This window comes from Streptomyces sp. NPDC041968 (genome assembly GCF_055589025.1).
The window spans coordinates 463610-484553 of sequence record NZ_JBVJCB010000001.1; the positions used below are offsets into that span (position 1 = coordinate 463610).

Below are 20944 nucleotides of genomic sequence, written 5' to 3' on the forward strand. Positions count from 1 at the left end.
CGGTTGTTCGAGTCAGGGGACGGGGAGAGGGATCGGACATGTCCGAACGGGACGACGAGGAGCGCGAGTTCGACCTGCGGTGGGCGGACGGCGCCGAGCACAAGGAGCCTTCCGCACGTGCCCGGATGCTCGCCGCGCGCTGGAAGGAGAACCCGCCCGGACCGGTCCCCTTCCGCGCCGATCCCGAGCACGTGGGCCGCTCCGCACGCCGGTCGTCGTGGGTGTCGACCGTCGTGGTGCTGGGCTGTGTGGCGGCGGTGATCGTCCTGCTGGGGTACGTCAACTTCCGGGCGCCCTACTAGGGGGTGCCGGACACCGCGTGGGACGCGGCGGTGTCCGGCGTCAGTTCAGCGCGAGTACCGCATCAGCGCCCGCACCATGTGGCACGTCGTGTCCGACGGCGGGTGGACGCCGATGGTCTGCGCGGCGCTCCTTATCCTCTCGTTGCCCGCCTGGTTCGGCAGGTGGACGCCGGAGTCGAGCAGGGCGATGGCCAGCCGCATCGCCTTGAGCCGGCGGTTGTGCGAGACGTACCACTCGCGGGGGCGGCCCGCCGGCAGCGGACGCTTCTCCACGGGTTCGTACGGCAGGTCGAGCAGGACGGGCCGCTTGGCGGTGGACTGGGTGGGCAACGGCTTCGGCTTCAGTGCGGCAGCGGGCACGGGCATCCTCCTGTCGCGGTCAGGGCGCCGTCCGGACCACCCGGCGACACCCTCGAACACTGCTTCCATTTTACCGCCCCCCACTGACAAAAGCCCCTGGCCACAAGGGCTTTCGGGGTCGCTGTGGCGCACGGGGCGAACGGGTTCCCGCGCCCCGGGCTACGGTGTGCGGCATGGAGATCTGGATCAACCCGGCCTGTTCCAAGTGCCGCAGCGCGATCGGCCTGCTGGACGCCGAGGGCGCCGACTACACGGTCCGTCGCTACCTGGAGGACGTACCGAGCGAGGACGAGATCCGCGAGGTGCTCACCCGCCTCGGGCTCGAACCGTGGGACATCACCCGCGCCCAGGAGGCCGCCGCCAAGGAACTGGGCCTGAAGGACTGGCCCCGCGACGAGGCGTCACGCCCCCGCTGGGTCGCCGCGCTCGCCGCACACCCGAAGCTGATCCAGCGTCCGATCATCACGGCGGACGACGGGACGGCCGTCGTGGGCCGCACCGACGAGGCGGTTCGGGACGCCCTGTCCCGCTGACCCGTGGCTCGCCCCGGCCGGGGAGGAAAGACTGTGACGCAGGTTACTCACGCGTACCGCGTCGGTCGCTGAGCAACTCCGTTCGGTATCTCGTACATAGCGGCGTACGCTCCCCCAGCTCTCAGGAGGCGCGCATGTCGCGCAGAAGAAGTCTCGGTACGAGGAAGAGGATCGCGCTGCTGCTCGGCGCGGCGACGGTGGCGGGTGGCGGGGCGTTCGTGGCGGCGAACGCCTCGAACGCCACCCAGCCCGCCCAGCACGCCCGGACGAAGTCCGCTCAGGACTCCTCCGTCTGCCAGGGCCTGGCCACCGCGCTCGGCAACAACCAGCGCTTCATCGAGGGCCAGCGGGCCGCTCCCGACGCGCAGTCCGAGGCCCGGATCGCCAACCGCGAGGCGGTCCTCGCGGAGATCGAGCGCAAGCAGGAGGCGTCCGGCTGCACGGTCGGGGAGTCGGCTCAGGACTCCCAGGCCGCGCGGCCGCCGCAGAACGGCGCGGAGGCGGGCCGGGACGCCGGACAAGGGGCGGGTCAGGACGCCGGGCAGGAAGCGGGCCGGGCGGGAGGCGCCGCCCAGGCCGGTGAGCAGGTGTGCGCCGGCTCCACCGTCACCCTCTCCGGCGAGGGCGGCGCGCCCGCCGCGTCCAGCGACCAGTTCCCGGTGGGCACCAGGCTCAGGGTGACCAACCTGGACAACGCCAAGTCCACGACGGTGGAGGTCGCCTCCGCCTCGGGGAGCTGCGTACTGCTCAACAACGCGGCCTTCGAGCAGGTCCGGGAGGAGGGCAAGTTCCTGATCCGGCGGGCGCTGATCGAGAAGGTGGCGTGAGGATCACTCCCGTGAGGATCACTCCCGCGAGCCTCACGCCGACGGGGTGAGGAACCCGGCGAGGCGGCCGCCCAGTTCGGGCGGGGCACCCTGCGGCAGCGCGTGGTGGGACACGTCCGGCAGTTCGCGCAACGCCACGGCATGCACCCCACCGACGTCCGCGCGCTGATCGCGCTCATGGACGCGTCCAGGGCGGGTGAGGCGATGACCGCGGGGCGGTCGGGTGCCGCCCTCGGGCTGAACTCGGCGGGGACCACCGCCCTGGTCGACCGGCTGGAACGGGCCGGTCACGTGCGTCGGGTGCGCGACGACCGGGACCGGCGCAGGGTCACCGTCGAGGTGGACGAGCGGGCCGTCGCCCTCGGCTGGTCCCACTTCGGGCCGCTGGTCGGGCAGGCGGTGGAGCTGCTGCGCGGGTACGACGAGCGGGAGTGGGGAGCGATCGCCTCCTTCCTGGCCGGCGTGCGGGACGCGGCGGCCGCGGACGGGCGGGAGCCGTGAGAGTCGCGCCACACCGACCGCAGGTAACACGGGGTTCACATACGGGCAACGGACGGGAAATCGCCTGTTGGCACGCTGCACGGCAGTAGACGCGACGCCCCGGTCCGGCCCGGCGCCGCAGCACCCGCAAGTGCGCCCAGACCCACCCCGAAGGATGTGTCCCCGTGACCTTCAAGGCCGAGTACATCTGGATCGACGGCACCGAGCCGACGGCCAAGCTCCGTTCCAAGACGAAGATCATCACGGACACCCCCGCGGGCCTGGACGCCCTGCCGATCTGGGGCTTCGACGGCTCCTCCACCAACCAGGCCGAGGGCAGCTCCTCGGACTGCGTCCTCAAGCCGGTCTTCGCCTGCCCCGACCCGATCCGCGGCGGCGACGACATCCTGGTGCTGTGCGAGGTCCTCGACACGGACATGACCCCGCACCCCAGCAACACCCGAGCCGCGCTGGCCGAGCTGGCCGAGCGGTTCGCCGCACAGGAGCCGATCTTCGGCATCGAGCAGGAGTACACCTTCTTCAAGGGCGCCCGCCCGCTCGGCTTCCCCGAGGGCGGCTTCCCGGCCGCGCAGGGCGGCTACTACTGCGGCGTCGGCTCGGACGAGATCTTCGGCCGCGACGTCGTCGAGGCCCACCTGGAGAACTGCCTGAAGGCCGGTCTCGGCATCTCCGGCATCAACGCCGAGGTCATGCCCGGCCAGTGGGAGTTCCAGGTCGGCCCGCTGGCGCCGCTGGAGGTCTCCGACCAGCTGTGGGTCGCCCGCTGGCTGCTCTACCGCACCGCCGAGGACTTCGGCGTCTCCGCCACCCTCGACCCCAAGCCGGTCAAGGGCGACTGGAACGGCGCGGGCGCGCACACCAACTTCTCCACCAAGGCGATGCGCGAGTCCTACGACGCGATCATCACCGCCGCCGAATCGCTCGGCGAGGGCTCCAAGCCGATGGACCACGTCAAGAACTACGGCGCCGGCATCGACGACCGCCTGACCGGCCTGCACGAGACCGCCCCGTGGAACGAGTACTCCTACGGCGTCTCCGACCGCGGCGCCTCGGTCCGCATCCCGTGGCAGGTCGAGAAGGACGGCAAGGGCTACATCGAGGACCGCCGTCCCAACGCCAACGTCGACCCGTACGTGGTGACCCGCCTGCTCGTCGACACCTGCTGCACCGCGCTGGACAAGGCCGGCCAGGTCTGACCCGGCCTCCCACCCGCTCCGCAGGGCGCCCACCACGACGGTGGGCGCCCTGCGCGCTGCCCGCGCGGCCGGACGGCGGCGACTTCGCGCCGATCGGCGTCCACGCAGTGAGAGGAGGCTCCTGCCGCGGGCCCGCGTCTGCTTCAATGGGCCCATGGCCAGCTTCCGGAAGCACGCAGTGACAGGTCGCCATGACCTCGAGCCCTTCTGGCCCTCCCGTCAGCACGACGACTTCGACCGGGTGTGTTGCCGCGCGACGATCGCGCCGGCCCGCTAGGAAGCCGTACCCCCACCGGGCGTACCCCCCAGGCCGTACACCACCGGGCTCACACCCCCGGGGCGTACCCCCTCCGGGCCTTCCGCCGGCGCGCACGACGTACGTCCCCGCGACGCGCCCGATCACCGACTCGCGCCCGTCGCCCCACCCGACGAACCTCTCGCGCGAAAGAGCTGACGTCTCATGGCGACCACCCGTTCCCTGTCCACCGTCACCCTCGACTCCCCCACCCCCGCCCCCGCCCTGCCCCCCTCCGTCGGCCACCGGCACGGACTGCGCGCCGTCGACCGGGACGAGACGGTGGACGTCACGGACTTCCTGCCGCCGGGTGCCACCTGGCTGCCCGCTCCCCCGCACACCCTGCCCTCGCTGCCGGGCCGCCCGCCGATGGTCGGCTACCTGGTGCTCGTCCCGGCCGACCAGCAGCCGCCGTTCCTGCCCGTCGGCGGCCTCGCGACGGCGGCGAACGACACCGGGGAGGAGCCCGGCGGGCAGGGCGGCGGACAGGCCGGCGACCCGCTCGTCCGGATCGACGCCGCGCGGCGCACGGCGGCGGTCGACGGCCGAGAACTCGACCTGACCTACCTGGAGTTCGAGCTGCTCGCCCACCTCGTCACCCATCCCCACCGGGTGCACACCCGTGACCAGTTGGTCATGACGGTGTGGGGGTACGGCCACGTGGGCGACGGCCGCACCGTCGACGTGCACGTCGCGCGGCTGCGCCGGAAGCTCGGCGCCGAGCACCGGCGGACGATCCAGACCGTGCGGCGCGTCGGCTACAAGTACACGCCGCCCACGGGACGCTGAGTCTCTGCTGTCGGCAGACGGGCGTTCCCGTCGGTCCGCGCGCCGGGCACAGTGGCCCGCATGAGGCTACTGGTGCTGGGCGGTACGGAGTTCGTGGGGCGGGCCGTGGTGGAGGCGGCGCTCGGTCGCGGCTGGGAGGTGACCGTCTTCCACCGCGGGCGGCACGCGCCACCGCCCGGTGTCCGGTCGCTGCACGGCGACCGCACCGCCCCCGACGGACTCACCGCCCTGGCCGACGACACGTGGGACGCCGTCGTCGACACCTGGTCGTCGGCGCCCCGCGCGGTGCGGGACTCGGCGCGGCTGCTGCGGGGCCGCGCCTCCCGCTACGTGTACGTGTCGAGCTGCTCGGTGTACGCCTGGGCCCCGCCCGCCGGGTACACCGAGGAGGCCGCGCTCGTCGACGGCGCCTCGGCGGACGCGGAACAGACCGACTACGCCCGGGACAAGCGGGGCGCCGAGCTGGCCGTCCTGGACGCCTTCGGCGCGGACCGCTCGGTGCTCGCCCGGTCCGGGCTGATCCTCGGCCCGTACGAGAACATCGGGCGGCTGCCCTGGTGGCTGACCCGCGTGGCACGCGGCGGCCCGGTGCTCGCGCCGGGCCCGCGGGACCTGCCCGTGCAGTACGTCGACGTCCGCGACCTGGCCGACTGGGTCCTCGGCGCCGTGGAGCGGGAGCTGAGCGGACCGTACAACCTGGTCTCGCCGCAGGGACACGCCACGATGGGCGCCCTGCTCGACGCCTGTGTCACCGCCACCGGCGCCCCGGCCGAGCTGCGCTGGACCGAGCCCGGCACCGTCCTCGCCGCCGGGGTCGAGCCGTGGACGCAGCTGCCGGTGTGGACACCGCCGGGCAGCGACCTGCACGACGCCCTGCACGGCGCGGACGTCTCCCGGGCACTGGCGACCGGCCTGGCCTGCCGCCCGGTCGGCGCCACCGTCAGCGACACCTGGTCCTGGCTGGAGGGGATCGGCGGCACGGCACCCCGGCGCCCGGACCGTCCGCCGGTCGGTCTCGACCCGGAGACGGAGGCGAAGGTCCTCGCGGCCGACCGGGGCGCACCCGGGGAAGCCTGACCCGCCCCGCCCCACCCCGCGGCGCCCCGGCCCGCCCCGACCGGGAGGCGTCCGAGGCACCGGCGACCCGGCGGGGGTGTACCTGGCACCACCCCCGGACCGGGGGGCTCGGCCCCGTGACCGGCCGCCGCGGCCCGGGCGAGACTACGGGCATGGACATCGAGACGAAGAACAGCGGCGTCGGCGCGGGGCCCGGCCGGGACCCGGCACCGGCACGGGACGTGGCCCTGGCGGCCGTGCGGGGGCTCGCGCTGGTGCCGCTCTGCCTGATCGGCTCGGTGCTGTGCTTCTGCCTCACCCTCGTGTCCGTCGCCCTGATCCCGATCGGGATCGGCCTCGTCACCACACCCTGGGTGCTCACGGGCGTACGGGCGGTCGCGGACCGTCGGCGGCTGCTCGCCGCCGAGTGGGCGGGGGTGCGCATCCCGCGGGCGTACCGGCCCCTGCCGGCGGACGCCAATCCGTGGGCGCGCACCTTCGGCATGCTCGGCGACCCCGCGACCTGGCGCGACTTCCGCTGGCTGCCGGTCGACATGACGGCGGGCACCGTCACCGCGCTGCTGGCCTTCGCGCTGCCGCTGTACCCGCTGGAGGGGTTCGCGATCGCGGCCGGCCTGTGGCGGGTCCTGCCCGACGGCTACTGGTACGGCTTCGTCCGGGTCACCGACCAGACCTCCGCCCTCTACGCCGCGGGCCTCGGCGCCGTGCTGCTGCTCGCCGCCCTCTGGCTCACCCCGCGCCTGCTGCGCGCCCACTTCCGGCTCACCGGCGCGGTCCTCGGCTCCGGCCAGGGCGAACTGGCCGAGCGGGTGCGGGTGCTGACCGAGACCCGGCGCGACGCCGTGGACACCTCCGCCGCCGAGCTGCGCCGCATCGAGCGCGACCTGCACGACGGGGCGCAGGCCCGGCTGGTCGCCATGGGCATGGACCTCGGCACCATCGAGGCGCTGCTGGAGAAGGACCCGGAGCAGGCCAGGAAGCTGCTCGCGCAGGCCCGGCGGTCCTCCGCCGACGCCCTGACCGAGCTGCGGGAACTCGTGCGCGGCATCCACCCGCCGGTGCTCGCCGAGCGCGGCCTCGGGGACGCCGTACGCGCCCTGGCACTGCGGCTGCCGGTGGACGCCGAGGTCGCCGTGGACCTGCCCGGCCGCGCGGAGGCGCCCGTGGAGGCCGCCGCGTACTTCGCGGTCAGCGAGGTCCTCACCAACGCCGTGAAGCACTCAGGTGCCGACCGGCTCTGGATCGACGTGCACCACGCCGAGGGGCGCCTGCGCGTCGCCGTCACGGACAACGGCAGGGGCGGGGCGGCGGTGGCCGCCGGGTCGGGACTCGCGGGGGTGGAACGGCGGCTCGGTACATTCGACGGCGTCATGGCCGTCAGCTCGCCCGCGGGCGGCCCCACCATGGTCACCATGGAGATCCCTTGCGCGTTGTCCTAGCCGAAGACCTGTTCCTGCTGCGCGACGGACTCGTCCGGCTCCTGGAGGCCCACGACTTCGAGATCGCCGCGGCCGTGGAGACCGGCCCCGAGCTGTCCCGGGCGCTGGCCGAGCTGGAGCCGGACGTCGCCGTGGTCGACGTCCGGCTGCCGCCCACCCACACCGACGAGGGCCTGCAGTGCGCGCTGGAGGCCCGCCGCCGGAAGCCGGGGCTGCCGGTCCTGGTCCTCTCCCAGCACGTGGAGCAGCTGTACGCGCGCGAGCTGCTCGCCGACGGCACCGGCGGGGTCGGGTACCTGCTCAAGGACCGGGTCTTCGACGCCGAGCAGTTCGTGGACGCGGTACGGCGGGTGGCGGCGGGCGGCACGGTGATGGACCCCCAGGTCATCCAGCAGCTGCTCAGCCGGCGTGCGGCGGCGGACCGGCCGCTGGAGCGGCTGACGCCCCGGGAGCTGGAGGTGCTGGAGCTGATGGCGCAGGGGCGGACGAACGCGGCGATCGCGGGCAAGCTCGTCGTGACGGAGCGGGCGATCGCGAAGCACACGGCGAACATCTTCGCCAAGCTGAGCCTGGAGGTCTCGGACGACGACAACCGCCGTGTGCTGGCGGTTCTCGCGTATCTGGACCACGGTCGCTGACCTCGTCCGCCCCACGGGACCCGGCAATCACCCAGACGGCTGAACACCCCAGGGACCGACTCCGTAAGGAAGGGAGCCGCTTCACTCCTGTCGGGCGCCCTCGATGCCCCGCAAGGAAGTCAGAGGAGTTCCATGGGACGCAACACAAGAAAACGCCGTTCGCCGCTGGCCACCAAGGTCGTAGCCGGGGCGGCGGCCCTGGCGGTCGGCGGGGGCGGGCTGCTGTGGGCCAACTTCCACGCCTCGGCGCACGAGGAGGGCCCCGGGCAGCATCGCACGAGGTCCGCCGCCGCGCAGGTCGCGACGATCGACTGTCCCGACGTGGGCCAGCAGATCTCCGGCGTGCCGGACCGGGCGCGCGGTGAGGTCGACGGCGAACTGGCCACGCTGGACAGCCAGATCACCGACGCCTACCAGCGACTCGCCACCACACGGCAGGCGCAGGCGGGTGACGCGCAGTACGTCCGCAACGCCATCCTCGGCCCGCTGAAGGACCGGCGGAAGGCGATCATCGACCGGATCCAGCTGGAGATCAACCGGGCCGGCGGCCGGGCCGACGACAACCTGGACGAGCTGGCCGGTTGCGAGGGACAGCCCGCCGAGCAGCCGCAGGACGGAGACGGGCAGGACGGCGGAGGCCAGGACGACGGCGGTCAGGACGGGGGCGGCCAGGACGACGGCCAGAACCAGGACGACAACGGCAACGGCGTCGCGGGCCCGGTCGCCGACGACTTCGTCGACATCAACGACGTCCAGCCGAACTCCCGCAACAGCCAGAACGGACTGGCGGCCGACGGTGACGGCGGTTCCACCGGAACCTTCACCACGGACTGCGGTGTCAACGAGAACAACCTCTTCAACAGTGACAACCTGATCGCCGCCCCGGGCGTCGACAACGGCGCCCACCACACGCACGACTACGTCGGCAACCAGGACAACGACGCCTTCTCCAGCGACGAGGACTTGGCGGCCGCGGACACCTCCTGCCGGAACCAGGGCGACAAGTCCACCTACTACTGGCCGGTGCTGCGCCTCCAGGACGGTACGCAGGAGTTCGACGCGAACGAGCAGGGCGGTGGCGCCGAGGGCAACATCGGCAGGATCCTCGAACCGGCCCAGGCCGAGCTGAGGTTCGTCGGCAACCAGCAGGGCGACGTGGTCGCCATGCCGAGGTTCCTGCGCATCATCACCGGTGACGCCAAGTCCTTCACCAACGGCGACGCGAACGCCAACAGCTCCTGGAGCTGTACCGGCTTCGAGGACCGGCAGGTCACGGACAAGTACCCGCTGTGCCCCGAGGGCAGCCAGGTGGTGCGCACGGCCAACTTCCAGAGCTGCTGGGACGGCCAGAACATCGACAGCGCCAACCACCGGGACCACATGGCGTTCGTCCAGGCGGACGGCAGCTGCCCGGGCGGCTTCCAGGCCATCCCCCAGCTCCAGGTCCGCCTGGTGTACGACATCCCCACCCCGACCGTCGAGAACGGCCAGGTGCGGAACCCGTACGCCGTGGACAGCTTCCCGGAGCAGCTGCACAAGCCGATCACCGACCACAACGACTTCATCAACGTCATGGACGAGGACCTGATGAACGAGGTCGTCGACTGCATCAACAACGGCGAGGACTGCCAGTAGCCGCGCCACCGCCGCGGCACGAGGGCCGGTGACGGGGAGACCCGCCGCCGGCCCTCTTCGCCGTCCCCCGGTCGGGGTCAGCCGCCGTGCCCGCCGTGCCCGGCCGGGTGCGCGCCGCCGTCGTGCCGCGCGCCCTCCTCCAGGGTGCCGCCGAGCCGGCCGCGCAGGCCGGCCACGACGTCCTCGTGGCCGACGGCCACCCACTTGCGGCCGACGAGGTAGTGACCGCCGTAGTCCTTGGCCGTGTTGATCCACTCGCGCTGGCCCCGGTCGGTGGCGAAGGTGGCGAGGACGTACTTCTCCTCGCCCTTCTCGCACAGCGCCTGGCGGATGGTGTCGGCGTCGGTCTGCATGTTCGGGTTGCACTCCACCTCGGCGGCCAGGTGCTCCAGGCTGCCGGTAGCGGTCTCGGGCACGGCCGCCGTGCCGTCCCCGTCGGCTCCGCAGCCCGTCAGCGCCACCACCGCCGCCGCTGCCGCCAGCGCGAGCATCGGTCGGGTCAGCCTCATGTGTTCCTCCGGTCCGTTTCCGGCGTCATGCCGCGCAAAGCCCCGGCGAGGGCTTTCGTCATCGATACGGCCCCGAGGCGCGAAGTACTCAGAAGGCGAAGGGGCATTCGGTGACGCACGTGTCCTTACGGGCACGGTCGTGCGAAAGTGGCGCCGTGGACCAGGACTGGGAAGACCGTGTCGCCGCCGCATGGGCGGCGTTCGACGACCGCACCGACACCGGGGACGACGGCGCCGCCTTCCGCGCGGTGATCGACGCCCTCGCCGACGAGTTGCCCGCCGACAGCCCCCTCGGCCTGTTCGAGCGGGCCTGCGCCTGGGACTCCACGGGCCACTCCGACCGGGCCGTGCCGCTGTACCGTGAGGCGCTGGCCCGCGGTCTGGGCGAGGTCAGCGGTTACAAGGGCCGCCGGGCGAAGATCCAGCTCTCCAGCTCGCTGCGCAACACCGGTCACCCGCAGGAGGGAGTGAAGCTGCTCTCACCCGAACTGCTCGCCCCCTCCGACGAGTTGGACGACGCGGTGCGCGCCGTGCTGGCGCTCTGCCTGTCGAGCATGGGCCGCGACCGCGAGGGCCTGTCACTGGTGCTCGGCGCACTGGCACCCCATCTTCCGCGCTACCAGCGCTCGATGGCCACCTACGCGCGGCTGCTCGTGGAGACCGACGACTAGCCCCGCCCGCGCACGGTGACCATCCACCGATTCGCTCGTTCTGCTGAACGTGCAGTCACAGGATGTCGCCCCGCCCCCCGCATCGTCCTCCGTCTCCTCGGCCGACCCGGTCGTCGACGTCGAGCAGGCCGAGGCCGCGCTCGTCGAGCACTATCCGCGCCTGGTCCGGCTCGCCTACCTGGTGCTGCCGCCGGGCCTCGGCCGCAGCCGCCGGGTCCTGACCGCGCACGCCCTCACCCAGCGCGCACTGCCCCGGAACCGGACGACGACCCCCGTGGTCCCGGCCCAGTCGGCCGGTCGCGACCTCGACCCCGGATACGCCCTGATCCGCCTCCGGGTGGTCCGTACGGCGCTGGAGGCCGGCCTGCCCCTCATGCGGCGCGCCCGGCCCAAGCGGTCCCAGCTGCCGCCGCTGCTGCCCCAGGTGCGCGGGCTCAAGCTCTTCCCGCGCTCCGGCGGCGCCGACGAACTCGCCCTGGACCAGCAGCTGTCCGCCCTGACCGCGCCGGGCCGGGCCGCCTATGTGCTGCGCGGGCTGGAGAACCTCCCCGACGGCGCCGTGCGGCAGCTGCTCGCGGCCGCCGGGGTCGCCGACGCCGACGCCGCGCTGCGGGAGGCCGACGAGGTGCCCGCCCGGTACGCGCTGCTCGCCTCCCCCGAGTTCGACCCCTGCTCGTTGCAGGCCCGGCCGACCGATCTGATGCGCCGCCGGCAGCACACGAGGGCCGCCCTGGTCGCCGGGGCGGCCCTCGTGGTGTGCGGGGCGCTGCTGGGGCCGCCCGGCGACGGCTGGGGGCCGGACGGCGCCGCCGCCCCCGCGTACGCGCGGAACCCGGCGGCCGAGGCGGCCCTGGACCCGGCCGGGCTGACGAAGGCCGCCCCCGCCGCGTGGAAGACCTCGGCGCGCACCGACTTCTCGGTGTGGCCGGCCCGCGGTGACCTCACCGGTGACGAGGAGCTGCTGCGCCGCGCCCTGGCCGTGTGGGCCCGGCCCGGCGAGAGCGTGGGCGTCTCGGCGACGCCGGGCACCGCGACCGGCGGCCCGGCCGGCCCGCCCCAGCTGCTGTACGCCGGAGCCGTCGACAACGCGCGCGTGGTGATCCTCCACGACGGTCTGCGGCTCGTCCGGTACGCCGAGCCGAAGGACGGCGCGGCCGGCGCCGCCCTGGACTTCGCGCGCACCGACGGCGCCCGCCGGTCCGAGGCGAACGCGGTGGTCCTGGGCCGGGCCGACGGCAACGTCCGTTACCTGACGGCACCCTGGGTGACCAGGGCGGCCGGGCGGGACCTCACCGAACCGGACGCCGGTGCCCGGGACCTGACGCTGACCGACGGCGTGACCTCGCCGCTGGCCAGCCCCGTGCAGCAGCAGTCCGGCGCGTGCACGTCCTGGAACGCGCTGGAGCTGGCCGACGGCTCGGACACCCGTCTGGTGACCGACCTCGGCGAGCTGGTGCCGGCCCGCCTCACCACCGGCCGTCCCGGCTCGGTGAAGGACGCCTCCGGCGCACAGGCGGCGGCCTGGGCGCCGTACGCCTGCTCGCTGGGGTCCGTGCGCGGCCAGGGTGTGCGGTCGGTGAACGCCTGGGAGTACGCGAGTCAGCCGCTGCCGGACGCGAGCGGTGCCGGTGCCTGGGTGTGCACCCGGGCCGAGACCTGGCGGGGCGACGGCGCCCGGGTGCTGGCCCAGTTCCGGACGCCGGGCGGGGTGCAGGGCGCGGTGGCGGCGAAGGCGCAGGACGTGCCGGCGTGCGGCGAGCGCGACCCGCACGTGCTGGCCGGGGTGCTGTGGAAGTCGGAGGGCGGGCACTGGTACCTGCTCGCCGCCGGGGACCGGGGCACCGGGCGGATCGAGGCGAGCGGCGGCATCAGCGACTCCGCCGACGGGAACCTGCTGACGGCGAAGGCCGAGCAGGGTGCGCGGGCCGAGCTGAAGGGCACCCTGGAAGGCGGCCGGACGATCGGCGGGCTGCGCTGAGGCCCGCGGACCACGTCGGCCGGCACGCGGAGCGACGATCACCGGACCTGTGAACACCGATGCCCGGTCCGACCCGTTCGGGGGCCGGATTCGATCGGTAAGGTGTTCGTATGACTACCGGGGTGCGTCGCAGAATGGGCGTCGAGGAGCGGCGGCGGCAGTTGATCGGCGTCGCGCTCGAGCTGTTCAGCCGCCGCTCGCCCGACGAGGTCTCCATCGACGAGATAGCGTCGGCCGCGGGCATCTCGCGTCCGCTCGTGTACCACTACTTCCCCGGCAAACTCAGCCTGTACGAGGCCGCGTTGCAGCGTGCCTCGGACGATCTCGCGGCCCGGTTCGTGGAGCCGCGGGAGGGTCCGCTGGGCGCGCGGCTGCTGCGGGTGATGGGCCGCTACTTCGACTTCGTCGACGAGCACGGCCCCGGGTTCTCGGCGCTGATGCGCGGCGGTCCGGCAGTCGGCAGCTCCACGACGAACGCCCTCGTGGACTCCGTACGGCAGGCCGCGTATGTCCAGATCCTTTCGCACCTGGACGTCGCCGACCCGCCCGCGCGTCTCGAACTGGTCGTCCGCTCCTGGATCTCGCTGGCCGAGTCGACGGCCCTGATCTGGCTGGACGGGCGTCGCATCCCGCGCGCCGAGCTGGAGACCCAGCTGGTGCACGACTTCGCCGCGCTGACCGCGGTGAGCGCCGCCCACGACGAGGAGATGGGCGCGCTGCTGCGCCGGGTCCTCGCCGAGGAGCCGGCCGACGGCCCGTTCGGGGACCTGGTCGGCCGGCTGATCGCGTTGGCGTCGTAGCTCAGACCTCGGCCTTGCGGTAGGACGGGTCGAGGTCGCGCACCTCGGCCGACAGGTGCAGGGTGACCCCGTCCCGGGGCTTGACGTGCCCCCGCAGCAGTTCCACCACGGCCTCGGTGAGCCGCGCCTTGGTCTCGTCGGAGCGTCCGGCGAGCAGGGCGATCGAGACGTTCACGATGGCGTGCCGCTCCCGCTCGCCCCCGACGGCCTCGTCCTCGCTGCGCAGGATCCGCGTCTTGCACGCCTCCAGCCGCGCGGCGGCCGTGTCGACGACCACCGGGTGCAGGGCGAGCGCGAACTCCTCCCAGTCGATGTCGTCGAGGGACGCGGAACGCTCGACGGTGATCTGCGGCATGGGTGCTCCTGTTCTACGGCGGACAGGAGCACCCTAACCGCAGCGTCCCGCTAGCCCGCGCGGGTGTATACGGCCACGGTGCGGGCCGGGACCGTGAAGGTGCCCGATTCCCGCGCGTAGGCGGCCTTCTTCACGACGGGGTCGGTTCCGGACGCCTGCGCCGGGTGCAGTCGGTAGCCGGTTCCGGCCGCCGCCTCGACGCGCTGGTGCTGCCGCTCGGGCGTGGCGTTGAAGACGACCACCAGGTCACCGAGGCGCATGGTGATCACGCCGGGCGTCTCCTGCTCGCCGGAGAGCGGGAAGGTGAGCCGGGACTGCACCTGGCCCGCCGTGGCGAGGGAGAAGTCCTTCTCGCCCGTACGGATCCTCAGCAGGTCCCGGTAGGCCGCGGAGGCTCCCGTGATCTGCGCGCAGCCGGTCTTCACCGTGCTCAGCAGGGGCTTGGCGTAGGGCCACTTGTCCTGGTTGTCGGCGGCCGGGGGCAGGCCGCGGCCGAAGCCGTTGCCGTCGGCGCAGTTCCAGTGGACGGCGTTGAACCAGTCTCCGCTGTCATAGGAGTTGCGGTCCAGCGACTTGGAGCGCAGCAGGTCGGTGCCCGCCTGGGAGAGCGCGGGGCCCTGGGAGAGGGCGGCGGTCGCCATGGCGAGGACCTGCATACGGGCCCGGTCGTCGGCGGAGGTGTCCTTCGGCAGCTTGAAGGCGAGCGCGTCGAAGAGCGTCTCGTTGTCGTGCGCGTCGGCGTAGGCGAGGGCGTCGCCGGGTGCCTCGGCGTATCCGGCGGGGGCGCCGTTGTAGTCGACCTCGGAGCCCTTGACCTCCTTGCCGCTGGTGTCGGTGAAGGTGTAGCCGGCGAGGTTGCCGGAGAGGCCGACCTTGATCAGGTCCTGGTAGTGCAGCAGGCGGGCCCGCTGCTCGGCCGGGGTGCCGCCCGCCTCGGAGCCGTTGGGCTCGGTGAACAGGCCGGAGGCGAAGCCCTGGACGCCGGGGTCCTCGTCGAAGGGGCCGCCGCCGCGCACGGCGTCGCGGGCCCGGTCCGAGAAGGTCGCGACGCCGGTGCCGGCCATGTTCTTCTGGGTGGCCTGGACGAAGCGGGCGTCGTCGGCGATCTCGCCGAAGTTCCAGCCCTCGCCGTACAGGATGATCTTCCTTCCGTCGACGCCGTCCTTCGCGAGGGTCAGCGCGTCCAGCGCCTTGCGGACCGCGAGGATGTTGGCCTTCGGGTGGTGGCCCATGAGGTCGAAGCGGAAGCCGTCGACCTTGTACTCCTTGGCCCAGGTGACGACCGAGTCGACGACGAGCTTGCCCATCATGGCGTGCTCGGTGGCGGTGTTCGCGCAGCAGGTGCTGTTCGCCACCGAGCCGTCGGCGAGGAGCCGCTGGTAGTAGCCCGGGACGATCCGGTCGAGGACGCTGGTCTTCGCCTGGCCGCTCGCCGCCGTGTGGTTGTAGACGACGTCCATGACGACCCGCAGACCGTCGTCGTTGAGCGCCTTGACCATCTCGCGGAACTCGACCGTGCGGGCGGTGCCGTCCGGGTCGGTGGCGTAGGAGCCCTCGGGGACCGTGTAGTGGTACGGGTCGTAGCCCCAGTTGTAGGCGTCCTTCGCCGCCGCCTTCGCCACGCACTCCTGCTGCTTGTCGGAGTCGGCCGGGAGCGCGGCCAGGTCGCAGTCGACGGTGGCCTGGTCGGACTTCCGCTCGGGGATCGTGGCGATGTCGAAGGCGGGGAGGAGGTGGACGTGGGAGGTGCCCGCCTCCGCCAGCTCCCGCAGGTGCTTCGAGCCGTCGCTGTCCTGGTCGGTGAAGGCGCGGTAGGTGCCCCGGTGGCGGGCGTCCGCCGTCCGGTCCGCGACGGAGAAGTCGCGGATGTGCAGCTCCTGGATCTGGGCGTCCCGCAGGGGTACGGCCGCGGGCTTGTCGTAGCTCTCCCAGCCGCGCGGGGCGAGGGAGCGGTCGCCCAGGTCGACGACGAGGGAGCGCTCGGAGTCGGTGGTCAGGGCGAGCGAGTAGGGGTCGGTGACCTTGTTGGTGACGACCTCGCCGGCGTCGGGCGCCCACACCTTCACGGCGTAGCGGTAGTCCTCGCCCTTCCAGGACATCGGGCCGGTGACGGACCAGACGCCGGTGGCGTCGTCGCGCCGCATCCGGACCGTGCGGTCGTCGATCTCCAGGGACACGTGCTGCGCGGTCGGCGCCCACACGGACAGCGTGGGGCGACCGTGGCGGAAGGTGGGGCCGAGGGCGGCCTTCGTCGCGCCGGCCGCGTACAGGTCGTCGAGGGCGCCGGCGATCTGCACGCCCGTGGCCGCCAGGACGGCGCCGTCGGCGGTGCGCTGGGAGGCGACGACCTGTCCGCGCAGGGCCTCGCGCACCCGGTCGCGGTCACGCGGGTCGACGGACCAGGCGGTGTACTCCTTCAGGTGCGGGTACTTCGCCTTCTGGGCGTCGGTGAGGGTGGTTCCCGTCAAACGGAGCCACTGTTCGTCGTCGCCGGTCAGAGTGGAGTTCGCGGCCTTGATGGAGCCGGTGCGGGAGGCCAGCAGCTGGGTGGAGGCGGCGCCCTCGGAGCCGTTCCAGGCGACGGTGTTCCGGTCGATCCAGACCGCCTCGGAGGTGGTGAGGTCGACGGCGGCCGCGGAGCCCGCGGGCTGCGGCAGCAGGTACTTCTCCTCGCCGCCCAGCAGCCACACCTCGTGACCGACGGCTTCGAGGTCCAGGACCTGGTCGGTGGGCAGGTCCTTCTCGTCGCCCTTGTGGACGATGTAGCTGAGGCTGGTCGCGCCTTCGGCGAGCGGGACCTCGAAGACGGCGCCGTAGGGGTCGGTCCGTACCGGCGCCAGGGGCTTCGACCAGTCGGTGGGGTGCGCGGCGCCGCCCCAGACGTGCAGGCCCCAGCCGTCGAGGTCCCCGTCGGCGCGCTGGTAGTGGAGGACCGCCTTGGTCGTGTCCTGGGCGGGGTACTCGGGGCGCTCCGTGACGACCCGCTCCTCGCCCTGTTCGATCCACACCTCGCCGGTGCGGGTGACGTCGATGGTGCGGTCGGCGGTGACGTCCTTGTTGCCGTCCTTGTCGATGACCAGGAAGTTCACGTCGGTGGCGCCCGGCTTCAGCTTGACGTGGGCGAAGGCGCCGTAGGCGTCGCGGCCGGTGAAGGGGTGGCTGTCCGGCCACTCGGTGGCCTCGCCCTCGGCGAGGTCGCCCCAGGCGTAGAGGCCCCAGTCGTCGTAGTTCCCGTCCTCGCGCTGGTAGTGGACGATCGCGTGGTCGCGGGAGACGGCGGTGGGGGGCTGCTCGACGGGCGGGGTGCCGGTGGTCGACGCGGCCGTGGCGCCGGCGGTGCGGCCGGTCGAGTCGACGACGACCGCCTTGTAGCGCAGGGCGGTGCCGGCCGGGGTGTCCTCGCCGACGGTGTGGGTGACCCGGTAGGGGGCGTGGTCGGCGGAGCCCAGGGTGCGCCACGTGCCGTTGCCGGTCTGGGCGGCGAAGACGACGCGGTTCAGCTGCCCGCCGGTGACGTCGGCGGACAGCTCGACGGTGCCGGTGGCGCCGGGCTCGGGGGCGGTGAGGGTGATCGTCGGGGCGGTGGCGGGCTCGGCGAGCCTGCCGGCGGCCCTGAGGACGATCGCGGAGCCGGCGGGGACGGTGACGGTGACCTTCCTGTCGGCGCCGGAGCGCACGGTGGCGTCGGTGCCGTAGAGGCCGCGGAAGGTCATGCCGGCCGAACCGGTCGGGAAGGTCTCGGTCTTCGCCTCACCGGCGTTGTTGAAGGCGACGACGTACTCGGTGCCGCTGCGGGCGTCGGTACGGGAGAAGGCGTAGACGCCGGCGCCGTCGGCCGCGTGGCGCTCGGTCTGGACGCCGTCGGCGAGGGCGGGGTGGGCCTTGCGCAGCTTGGCGAGAGCACTGATCTGCCGGTAGAGCGGTGCTCGCGTGTCGTAGGCGTCCTCGGCGTGGGTGCGGTCGGTGCCGAGCTGGTCGTCGTCCAGGTAGTCGGCGGTGCGGGAGGCGAACATCGGCTGGCGGGCGTCCTTGTCGCCGCCGGCGCCGGTGAAGCCCTGCTCGTCGCCGTAGTAGATCACCGGGTTGCCGCGGCTGAGGAACATCAGCTCGTTGGCGAGCCTGCCCTTCTTCAGCAGTTCGGCGTCGGTGGCGTCCGGGTCGTCCTGCTTCAGGAAGGTGCCGAAGCGGCCCATGTCGTGGTTGCCGAGGAAGGTGACCTGTTCGTAGGCGTTGGCCTTGTCGGTCGTGTACTTCCAGTCGTCACCGAAGACCGCGGCGAGCTTCCGCGCGCTGCCGCCCTGGGAGGCGTAGGCGCGGGCCGCGTCCTGGAAGGGGAAGTCCAGCGTGGAGTCCAGGCGGCCCTGGGTGACGTACGGGGAGGTGACGGCGGTGTCGGCGGAGTAGACCTCGCCGAACATGAAGAAGTCCTCGCGGCCCTTCTTCGCGGCGTACGCGTCGAGCGCGGTGGCCCACTGGGTCCAGAACTCCATGTCGACGTGCTTCACGGTGTCGATGCGGAAGCCGTCGATGCCGAAGTCCCTGACCCACCGCTGGTAGATCTTCTCCATGCCGTCGACGACCTCGGGCCGCTCGGTCCACAGGTCGTCGAGGCCGGAGAAGTCGCCGTAGGTCGTGGACTCGCCGGCCCAGGTGGAGTCGCCCCGGTTGTGGTACATGGCGGGGTCGTTGAGCCAGGCGGGGACCTTGAGGTTCCTCTTGGCCGCCGGGACCGTCGGTGTGCGGGGGAAGGAACCCGCGTCCACCCGCGGGAAGCGGCCGGAGCCGTCGGCTTTGTCGGCGTAGGCGGCGTCGTCGAAGGGCTCGCCGTCCTTCGTCAGGTACGGGAAGGCGCCCTTGGAGAGGTAGCCGTAGGACTTCTCCTCGTAGTCGACGACGTCGGCGGTGTGGTTGGTGATGACGTCGAAGAAGACCTTCATGCCCTTGGCGTGCGCCTTGGAGATGAGGTTCTTGAGGTCCTGGTTGGTGCCGAAGTGCGGGTCGACCTGGGTGAAGTCGGTGATCCAGTAGCCGTGGTAGCCGGCGGAGGCGTTCTCCCCGGTGCCCTGCACGGGCTGGTTCTTGAAGAGGGGCGCCATCCAGATGGAGGTGGTGCCCAGGCCCTTGATGTAGTCGAGCCGGTCGGTGAGGCCCTTGAGGTCGCCGCCCTGGTAGAAGCCCTTGTCGGTGGGGTCGTGGCCGGTGGTGAGGCGGGTGCCGGTCAGGCCGCCCTTGTCGTTGCGGGTGTCGCCGTTGGCGAAGCGGTCCGGCAGGACGAAGTAGAACTGCTCGCGGGTGAGGTCGTGCCGGGCGGCGGCCTGCGCGAGCTTCGCGTCCGACGGGGGCGGGGGCGGGGCGTCGGCCCGCGCGGCGAGGGGTGGGAGGAGGGCTGCGGCGAGCGCGGCCACGGTGACGGCCGCGACCCTTCTCGCTCGTGTGGTGCGGCGCGTGTCAGGCACCGGCCTGCTCGGTATCACGGGCGTGAGCTCCTTGCGACGACGGCTCGATCGGGTCCGACCCCGGCGAGACGGTAGCGCTGTCGCAAGAGTTGCGGCAAGGGTCGTGAAAGTAACGGAAAGAACTTTCACGAACTCCCACGACCCCTGCCCCGTCCGCCCGTTCAGCAGGCGGACCTGCCGGCGTACAGCGCCAGCGCCGTGTTGCCGCCGAGCGTGGCGGTGAACTGGCCCGAACCGTTCACGGTCACCGGCCTGTTGCTCTGGACGTCGCAGTACGTCCCCGCCGGCAGCGAGGTCTGGTAGGTGCGGGTGAGCGCGCCCGGCTCGTGGTTGACGACGACGTAGCCCTTGCTGCCGCGCCCGAAGGCGATGGCGTCGTTGCCGTTGTCCCACCAGTTGGTGACCGCCTGGCCGCGCGTGGCGTTGCGGAAGGCGACCATCGATCTGATCTCGGGCCAGGCGTGCTGGCACTTCCAGCCGTCCTGCCAGCAGGCGTTCACCTGGCCGCCGTTCGGGGGGCCGGCGTCGTGGTTGGACCACTCGTAGCCGGAGTTCACGTCAGGGGCGCCGTAGGGCCAGGCCAGCATGAAGACGTTGGCGAGGGTGTAGTTCGCGCCGTCCTTGTAGTTCAGCGTGGAGCCGTTGCGCTCGGTGTCGTGGTTGTCGACGAAGACACCGGAGACGCCGCTGCCCATGTACCCCCAGCCCTCGCCGTAGTTCTTCAGGTAGGCGAGGTTCTCGTTGGTGAAGACGCGCTTGAGGTCGTAGGCGTAGCGGAACTCCTGGACGTCGCCGCTGCCGGTGTACTCGGTCGGCTGGACCGCCTCCCCGGCGCCGTGGATGACCTCGTGCTTCCAGTACACGCCCGGATTGCTCAGCCGGGACTTGATGTTCGCGAGGTCGGCGGCCGGGATGTGCTTGGCCGCGTCGACGCGGAAGCCGTCGACGCCGAGCGAGAGCAGGTCGTTCAGGTAGCCGGCGATCTTCCCGCGGACGTAGTCCTCGCCGGTGTCGAGGTCGGCGAGGCCGACCAGCTCGCAGTGCTGGACGTTGTACCGGTCCTGGTAGTTGCTGATCTGGGAGCGGCAGTCGTCGAAGTCGTACGAGGAGTAGAGGCCGGGGTAGTCGTACTTGCCGTACGACGACCCGCCGGTGCCGGTGCCGCTGCCCGCGGACATGTGGTTGACCACGGCGTCGGCGACGACCTTCACCCCGGCCGCGTGGCAGGTGTCGACCATGTTCTTGAAGGCGGCGCGGTCGCCGAGCCGCCCGGCGATCTTGTAGCTGACGGGCTGGTAGGAGGTCCACCACTGCCCGCCCTGTATGTGCTCGGCGGGCGGGGAGACCTGGACGTATCCGTAGCCGGCGGGGCCGAGGGTGCGGGTGCACTCCCGGGCGACGGAGGCGAAGTTCCATTCGAAGAGGACGGCGGTGACGTCCTTGGTGCCAGGTGGGGAGGCCTGGGCGCCAGTCGGGTGCATGACAACAGCAGCCGCCGCGAGGGCGACGGCTGCCGTGAGGGCTCTGCGTGCCATGTGGGGGTTCCTTCGTCGTTGAAGGTTCTTGCTGAAATCTTCAGCAAG

18 protein-coding genes are annotated in these 20944 nt (G+C 72.5%); 13 read left to right on the top strand and 5 right to left on the bottom strand.

All coding sequences use genetic code 11. From position 1 onward, the window contains the following. Nucleotides 1-38: 38 nt before the first annotated feature. Complete coding sequence (locus tag ACZ6EG_RS02115) at nucleotides 39-302, top strand: SCO2583/SCO2584 N-terminal domain-containing protein (RefSeq protein WP_391967735.1); 264 nt, start codon at nucleotides 39-41, stop codon at nucleotides 300-302. A gap of 45 nt (nucleotides 303-347) precedes the next feature. On the opposite strand, the gene ACZ6EG_RS02120 is transcribed toward ACZ6EG_RS02115, so the two are convergent. Continuing rightward, a complete protein-coding gene (locus ACZ6EG_RS02120; protein WP_391967736.1) occupies nucleotides 348-662 on the bottom strand; it encodes a hypothetical protein in 315 nt (104 codons plus the stop codon). A 173-nt stretch (nucleotides 663-835) separates the two neighbouring features. Here ACZ6EG_RS02120 and ACZ6EG_RS02125 point away from each other — a divergent pair, with 173 nt between their 5' ends. From ACZ6EG_RS02125 to ACZ6EG_RS02165, 9 genes are all read left to right on the top strand, one after another. Continuing rightward, nucleotides 836-1195, top strand: a complete 360-nt coding sequence (locus tag ACZ6EG_RS02125) for an arsenate reductase family protein (protein ID WP_391967737.1) — start codon at nucleotides 836-838, stop codon at nucleotides 1193-1195. Between the two features lie 134 nt (nucleotides 1196-1329). After that, nucleotides 1330-2022, top strand: a complete 693-nt coding sequence (locus ACZ6EG_RS02130; RefSeq protein ID WP_391967738.1) for an RlpA-like double-psi beta-barrel domain-containing protein — start codon at nucleotides 1330-1332, stop codon at nucleotides 2020-2022. A gap of 90 nt (nucleotides 2023-2112) precedes the next feature. After that, the gene (locus tag ACZ6EG_RS02135) at nucleotides 2113-2523 is read left to right on the top strand and encodes a MarR family transcriptional regulator (protein ID WP_469601657.1); all 411 of its coding nucleotides are present in this window, start codon (nucleotides 2113-2115) and stop codon (nucleotides 2521-2523) included. A gap of 164 nt (nucleotides 2524-2687) precedes the next feature. Next, nucleotides 2688-3719: a glutamine synthetase gene (gene glnII / locus ACZ6EG_RS02140; RefSeq protein WP_391967739.1), complete on the top strand. Its 1032-nt coding sequence runs from the start codon at nucleotides 2688-2690 to the stop codon at nucleotides 3717-3719. Nucleotides 3720-4179: 460 nt separating this feature from the next. Next, on the top strand, nucleotides 4180-4803 hold the full coding sequence (locus ACZ6EG_RS02145; protein ID WP_391967740.1) for a winged helix-turn-helix domain-containing protein: 624 nt from the start codon (nucleotides 4180-4182) through the stop codon (nucleotides 4801-4803). Between the two features lie 60 nt (nucleotides 4804-4863). Further along, a complete protein-coding gene (locus tag ACZ6EG_RS02150; RefSeq protein WP_391967741.1) occupies nucleotides 4864-5880 on the top strand; it encodes an SDR family oxidoreductase in 1017 nt (338 codons plus the stop codon). Between the two features lie 152 nt (nucleotides 5881-6032). Next, a complete protein-coding gene (locus tag ACZ6EG_RS02155; RefSeq protein WP_391967742.1) occupies nucleotides 6033-7319 on the top strand; it encodes a sensor histidine kinase in 1287 nt (428 codons plus the stop codon). Continuing rightward, complete coding sequence (locus tag ACZ6EG_RS02160) at nucleotides 7304-7957, top strand: response regulator (protein WP_391967743.1); 654 nt, start codon at nucleotides 7304-7306, stop codon at nucleotides 7955-7957. The genes ACZ6EG_RS02155 and ACZ6EG_RS02160 overlap by 16 nt, the downstream gene beginning before the upstream one ends. Before the next feature lie 132 nt (nucleotides 7958-8089). Continuing rightward, the gene (locus tag ACZ6EG_RS02165) at nucleotides 8090-9592 is read left to right on the top strand and encodes a DUF1996 domain-containing protein (protein WP_391967744.1); all 1503 of its coding nucleotides are present in this window, start codon (nucleotides 8090-8092) and stop codon (nucleotides 9590-9592) included. Between the two features lie 77 nt (nucleotides 9593-9669). Here the strand turns inward: ACZ6EG_RS02165 and ACZ6EG_RS02170 are convergent, their stop codons facing one another. Next, the gene (locus ACZ6EG_RS02170; protein WP_469600779.1) at nucleotides 9670-10101 is read right to left on the bottom strand and encodes a hypothetical protein; all 432 of its coding nucleotides are present in this window, start codon (nucleotides 10099-10101) and stop codon (nucleotides 9670-9672) included. Nucleotides 10102-10256: 155 nt separating this feature from the next. Between ACZ6EG_RS02170 and ACZ6EG_RS02175 the strand changes: the two genes are divergently transcribed. The 3 genes from ACZ6EG_RS02175 to ACZ6EG_RS02185 all read left to right on the top strand — a co-directional run bounded on the left by ACZ6EG_RS02175 (nucleotide 10257) and on the right by ACZ6EG_RS02185 (nucleotide 13550). Continuing rightward, the gene (locus ACZ6EG_RS02175; protein ID WP_391967746.1) at nucleotides 10257-10772 is read left to right on the top strand and encodes a tetratricopeptide repeat protein; all 516 of its coding nucleotides are present in this window, start codon (nucleotides 10257-10259) and stop codon (nucleotides 10770-10772) included. Between the two features lie 49 nt (nucleotides 10773-10821). Continuing rightward, entirely contained in the window at nucleotides 10822-12750 is a 1929-nt protein-coding gene (locus ACZ6EG_RS02180) for a hypothetical protein (RefSeq protein ID WP_391967747.1), read from the top strand. Nucleotides 12751-12884: 134 nt separating this feature from the next. After that, nucleotides 12885-13550 (top strand): TetR/AcrR family transcriptional regulator, encoded by a 666-nt coding sequence (locus tag ACZ6EG_RS02185; RefSeq protein ID WP_391968278.1) that lies wholly within the window; start codon nucleotides 12885-12887, stop codon nucleotides 13548-13550. A 1-nt stretch (nucleotide 13551) separates the two neighbouring features. Here the strand turns inward: ACZ6EG_RS02185 and ACZ6EG_RS02190 are convergent, their stop codons facing one another. The 3 genes from ACZ6EG_RS02190 to ACZ6EG_RS02200 form a co-directional block, all read right to left on the bottom strand. Beyond that, nucleotides 13552-13905, bottom strand: a complete 354-nt coding sequence (locus ACZ6EG_RS02190; protein WP_391967748.1) for a 5-carboxymethyl-2-hydroxymuconate Delta-isomerase — start codon at nucleotides 13903-13905, stop codon at nucleotides 13552-13554. 50 nt (nucleotides 13906-13955) lie between these two features. Continuing rightward, nucleotides 13956-19361: a pullulanase-type alpha-1,6-glucosidase gene (gene pulA, locus ACZ6EG_RS02195; protein WP_391967749.1), complete on the bottom strand. Its 5406-nt coding sequence runs from the start codon at nucleotides 19359-19361 to the stop codon at nucleotides 13956-13958. A 161-nt stretch (nucleotides 19362-19522) separates the two neighbouring features. Continuing rightward, nucleotides 19523-20896 carry an alpha-amylase gene (locus ACZ6EG_RS02200; protein ID WP_469600784.1) on the bottom strand — a complete coding sequence of 458 codons (1374 nt, stop codon included), beginning with the start codon at nucleotides 20894-20896 and terminating at the stop codon, nucleotides 19523-19525. Between the last annotated feature and the right edge of the window lie 48 nt (nucleotides 20897-20944).

Coding starts and splice junctions, on each gene's coding strand:
- ACZ6EG_RS02115 (WP_391967735.1), top strand. CDS start 39: ATGTCCGAACGGGACGACGAGGAGCGCGAGTTCGACCTGCGGTGGGCG.
- ACZ6EG_RS02125 (WP_391967737.1), top strand. CDS start 836: ATGGAGATCTGGATCAACCCGGCCTGTTCCAAGTGCCGCAGCGCGATC.
- ACZ6EG_RS02130 (WP_391967738.1), top strand. CDS start 1,330: ATGTCGCGCAGAAGAAGTCTCGGTACGAGGAAGAGGATCGCGCTGCTG.
- ACZ6EG_RS02145 (WP_391967740.1), top strand. CDS start 4,180: ATGGCGACCACCCGTTCCCTGTCCACCGTCACCCTCGACTCCCCCACC.
- ACZ6EG_RS02150 (WP_391967741.1), top strand. CDS start 4,864: ATGAGGCTACTGGTGCTGGGCGGTACGGAGTTCGTGGGGCGGGCCGTG.
- ACZ6EG_RS02155 (WP_391967742.1), top strand. CDS start 6,033: ATGGACATCGAGACGAAGAACAGCGGCGTCGGCGCGGGGCCCGGCCGG.
- ACZ6EG_RS02165 (WP_391967744.1), top strand. CDS start 8,090: ATGGGACGCAACACAAGAAAACGCCGTTCGCCGCTGGCCACCAAGGTC.
- ACZ6EG_RS02170 (WP_469600779.1), bottom strand. CDS start 10,101: ATGAGGCTGACCCGACCGATGCTCGCGCTGGCGGCAGCGGCGGCGGTG.
- ACZ6EG_RS02185 (WP_391968278.1), top strand. CDS start 12,885: ATGGGCGTCGAGGAGCGGCGGCGGCAGTTGATCGGCGTCGCGCTCGAG.
- ACZ6EG_RS02190 (WP_391967748.1), bottom strand. CDS start 13,905: ATGCCGCAGATCACCGTCGAGCGTTCCGCGTCCCTCGACGACATCGAC.
- ACZ6EG_RS02200 (WP_469600784.1), bottom strand. CDS start 20,896: ATGGCACGCAGAGCCCTCACGGCAGCCGTCGCCCTCGCGGCGGCTGCT.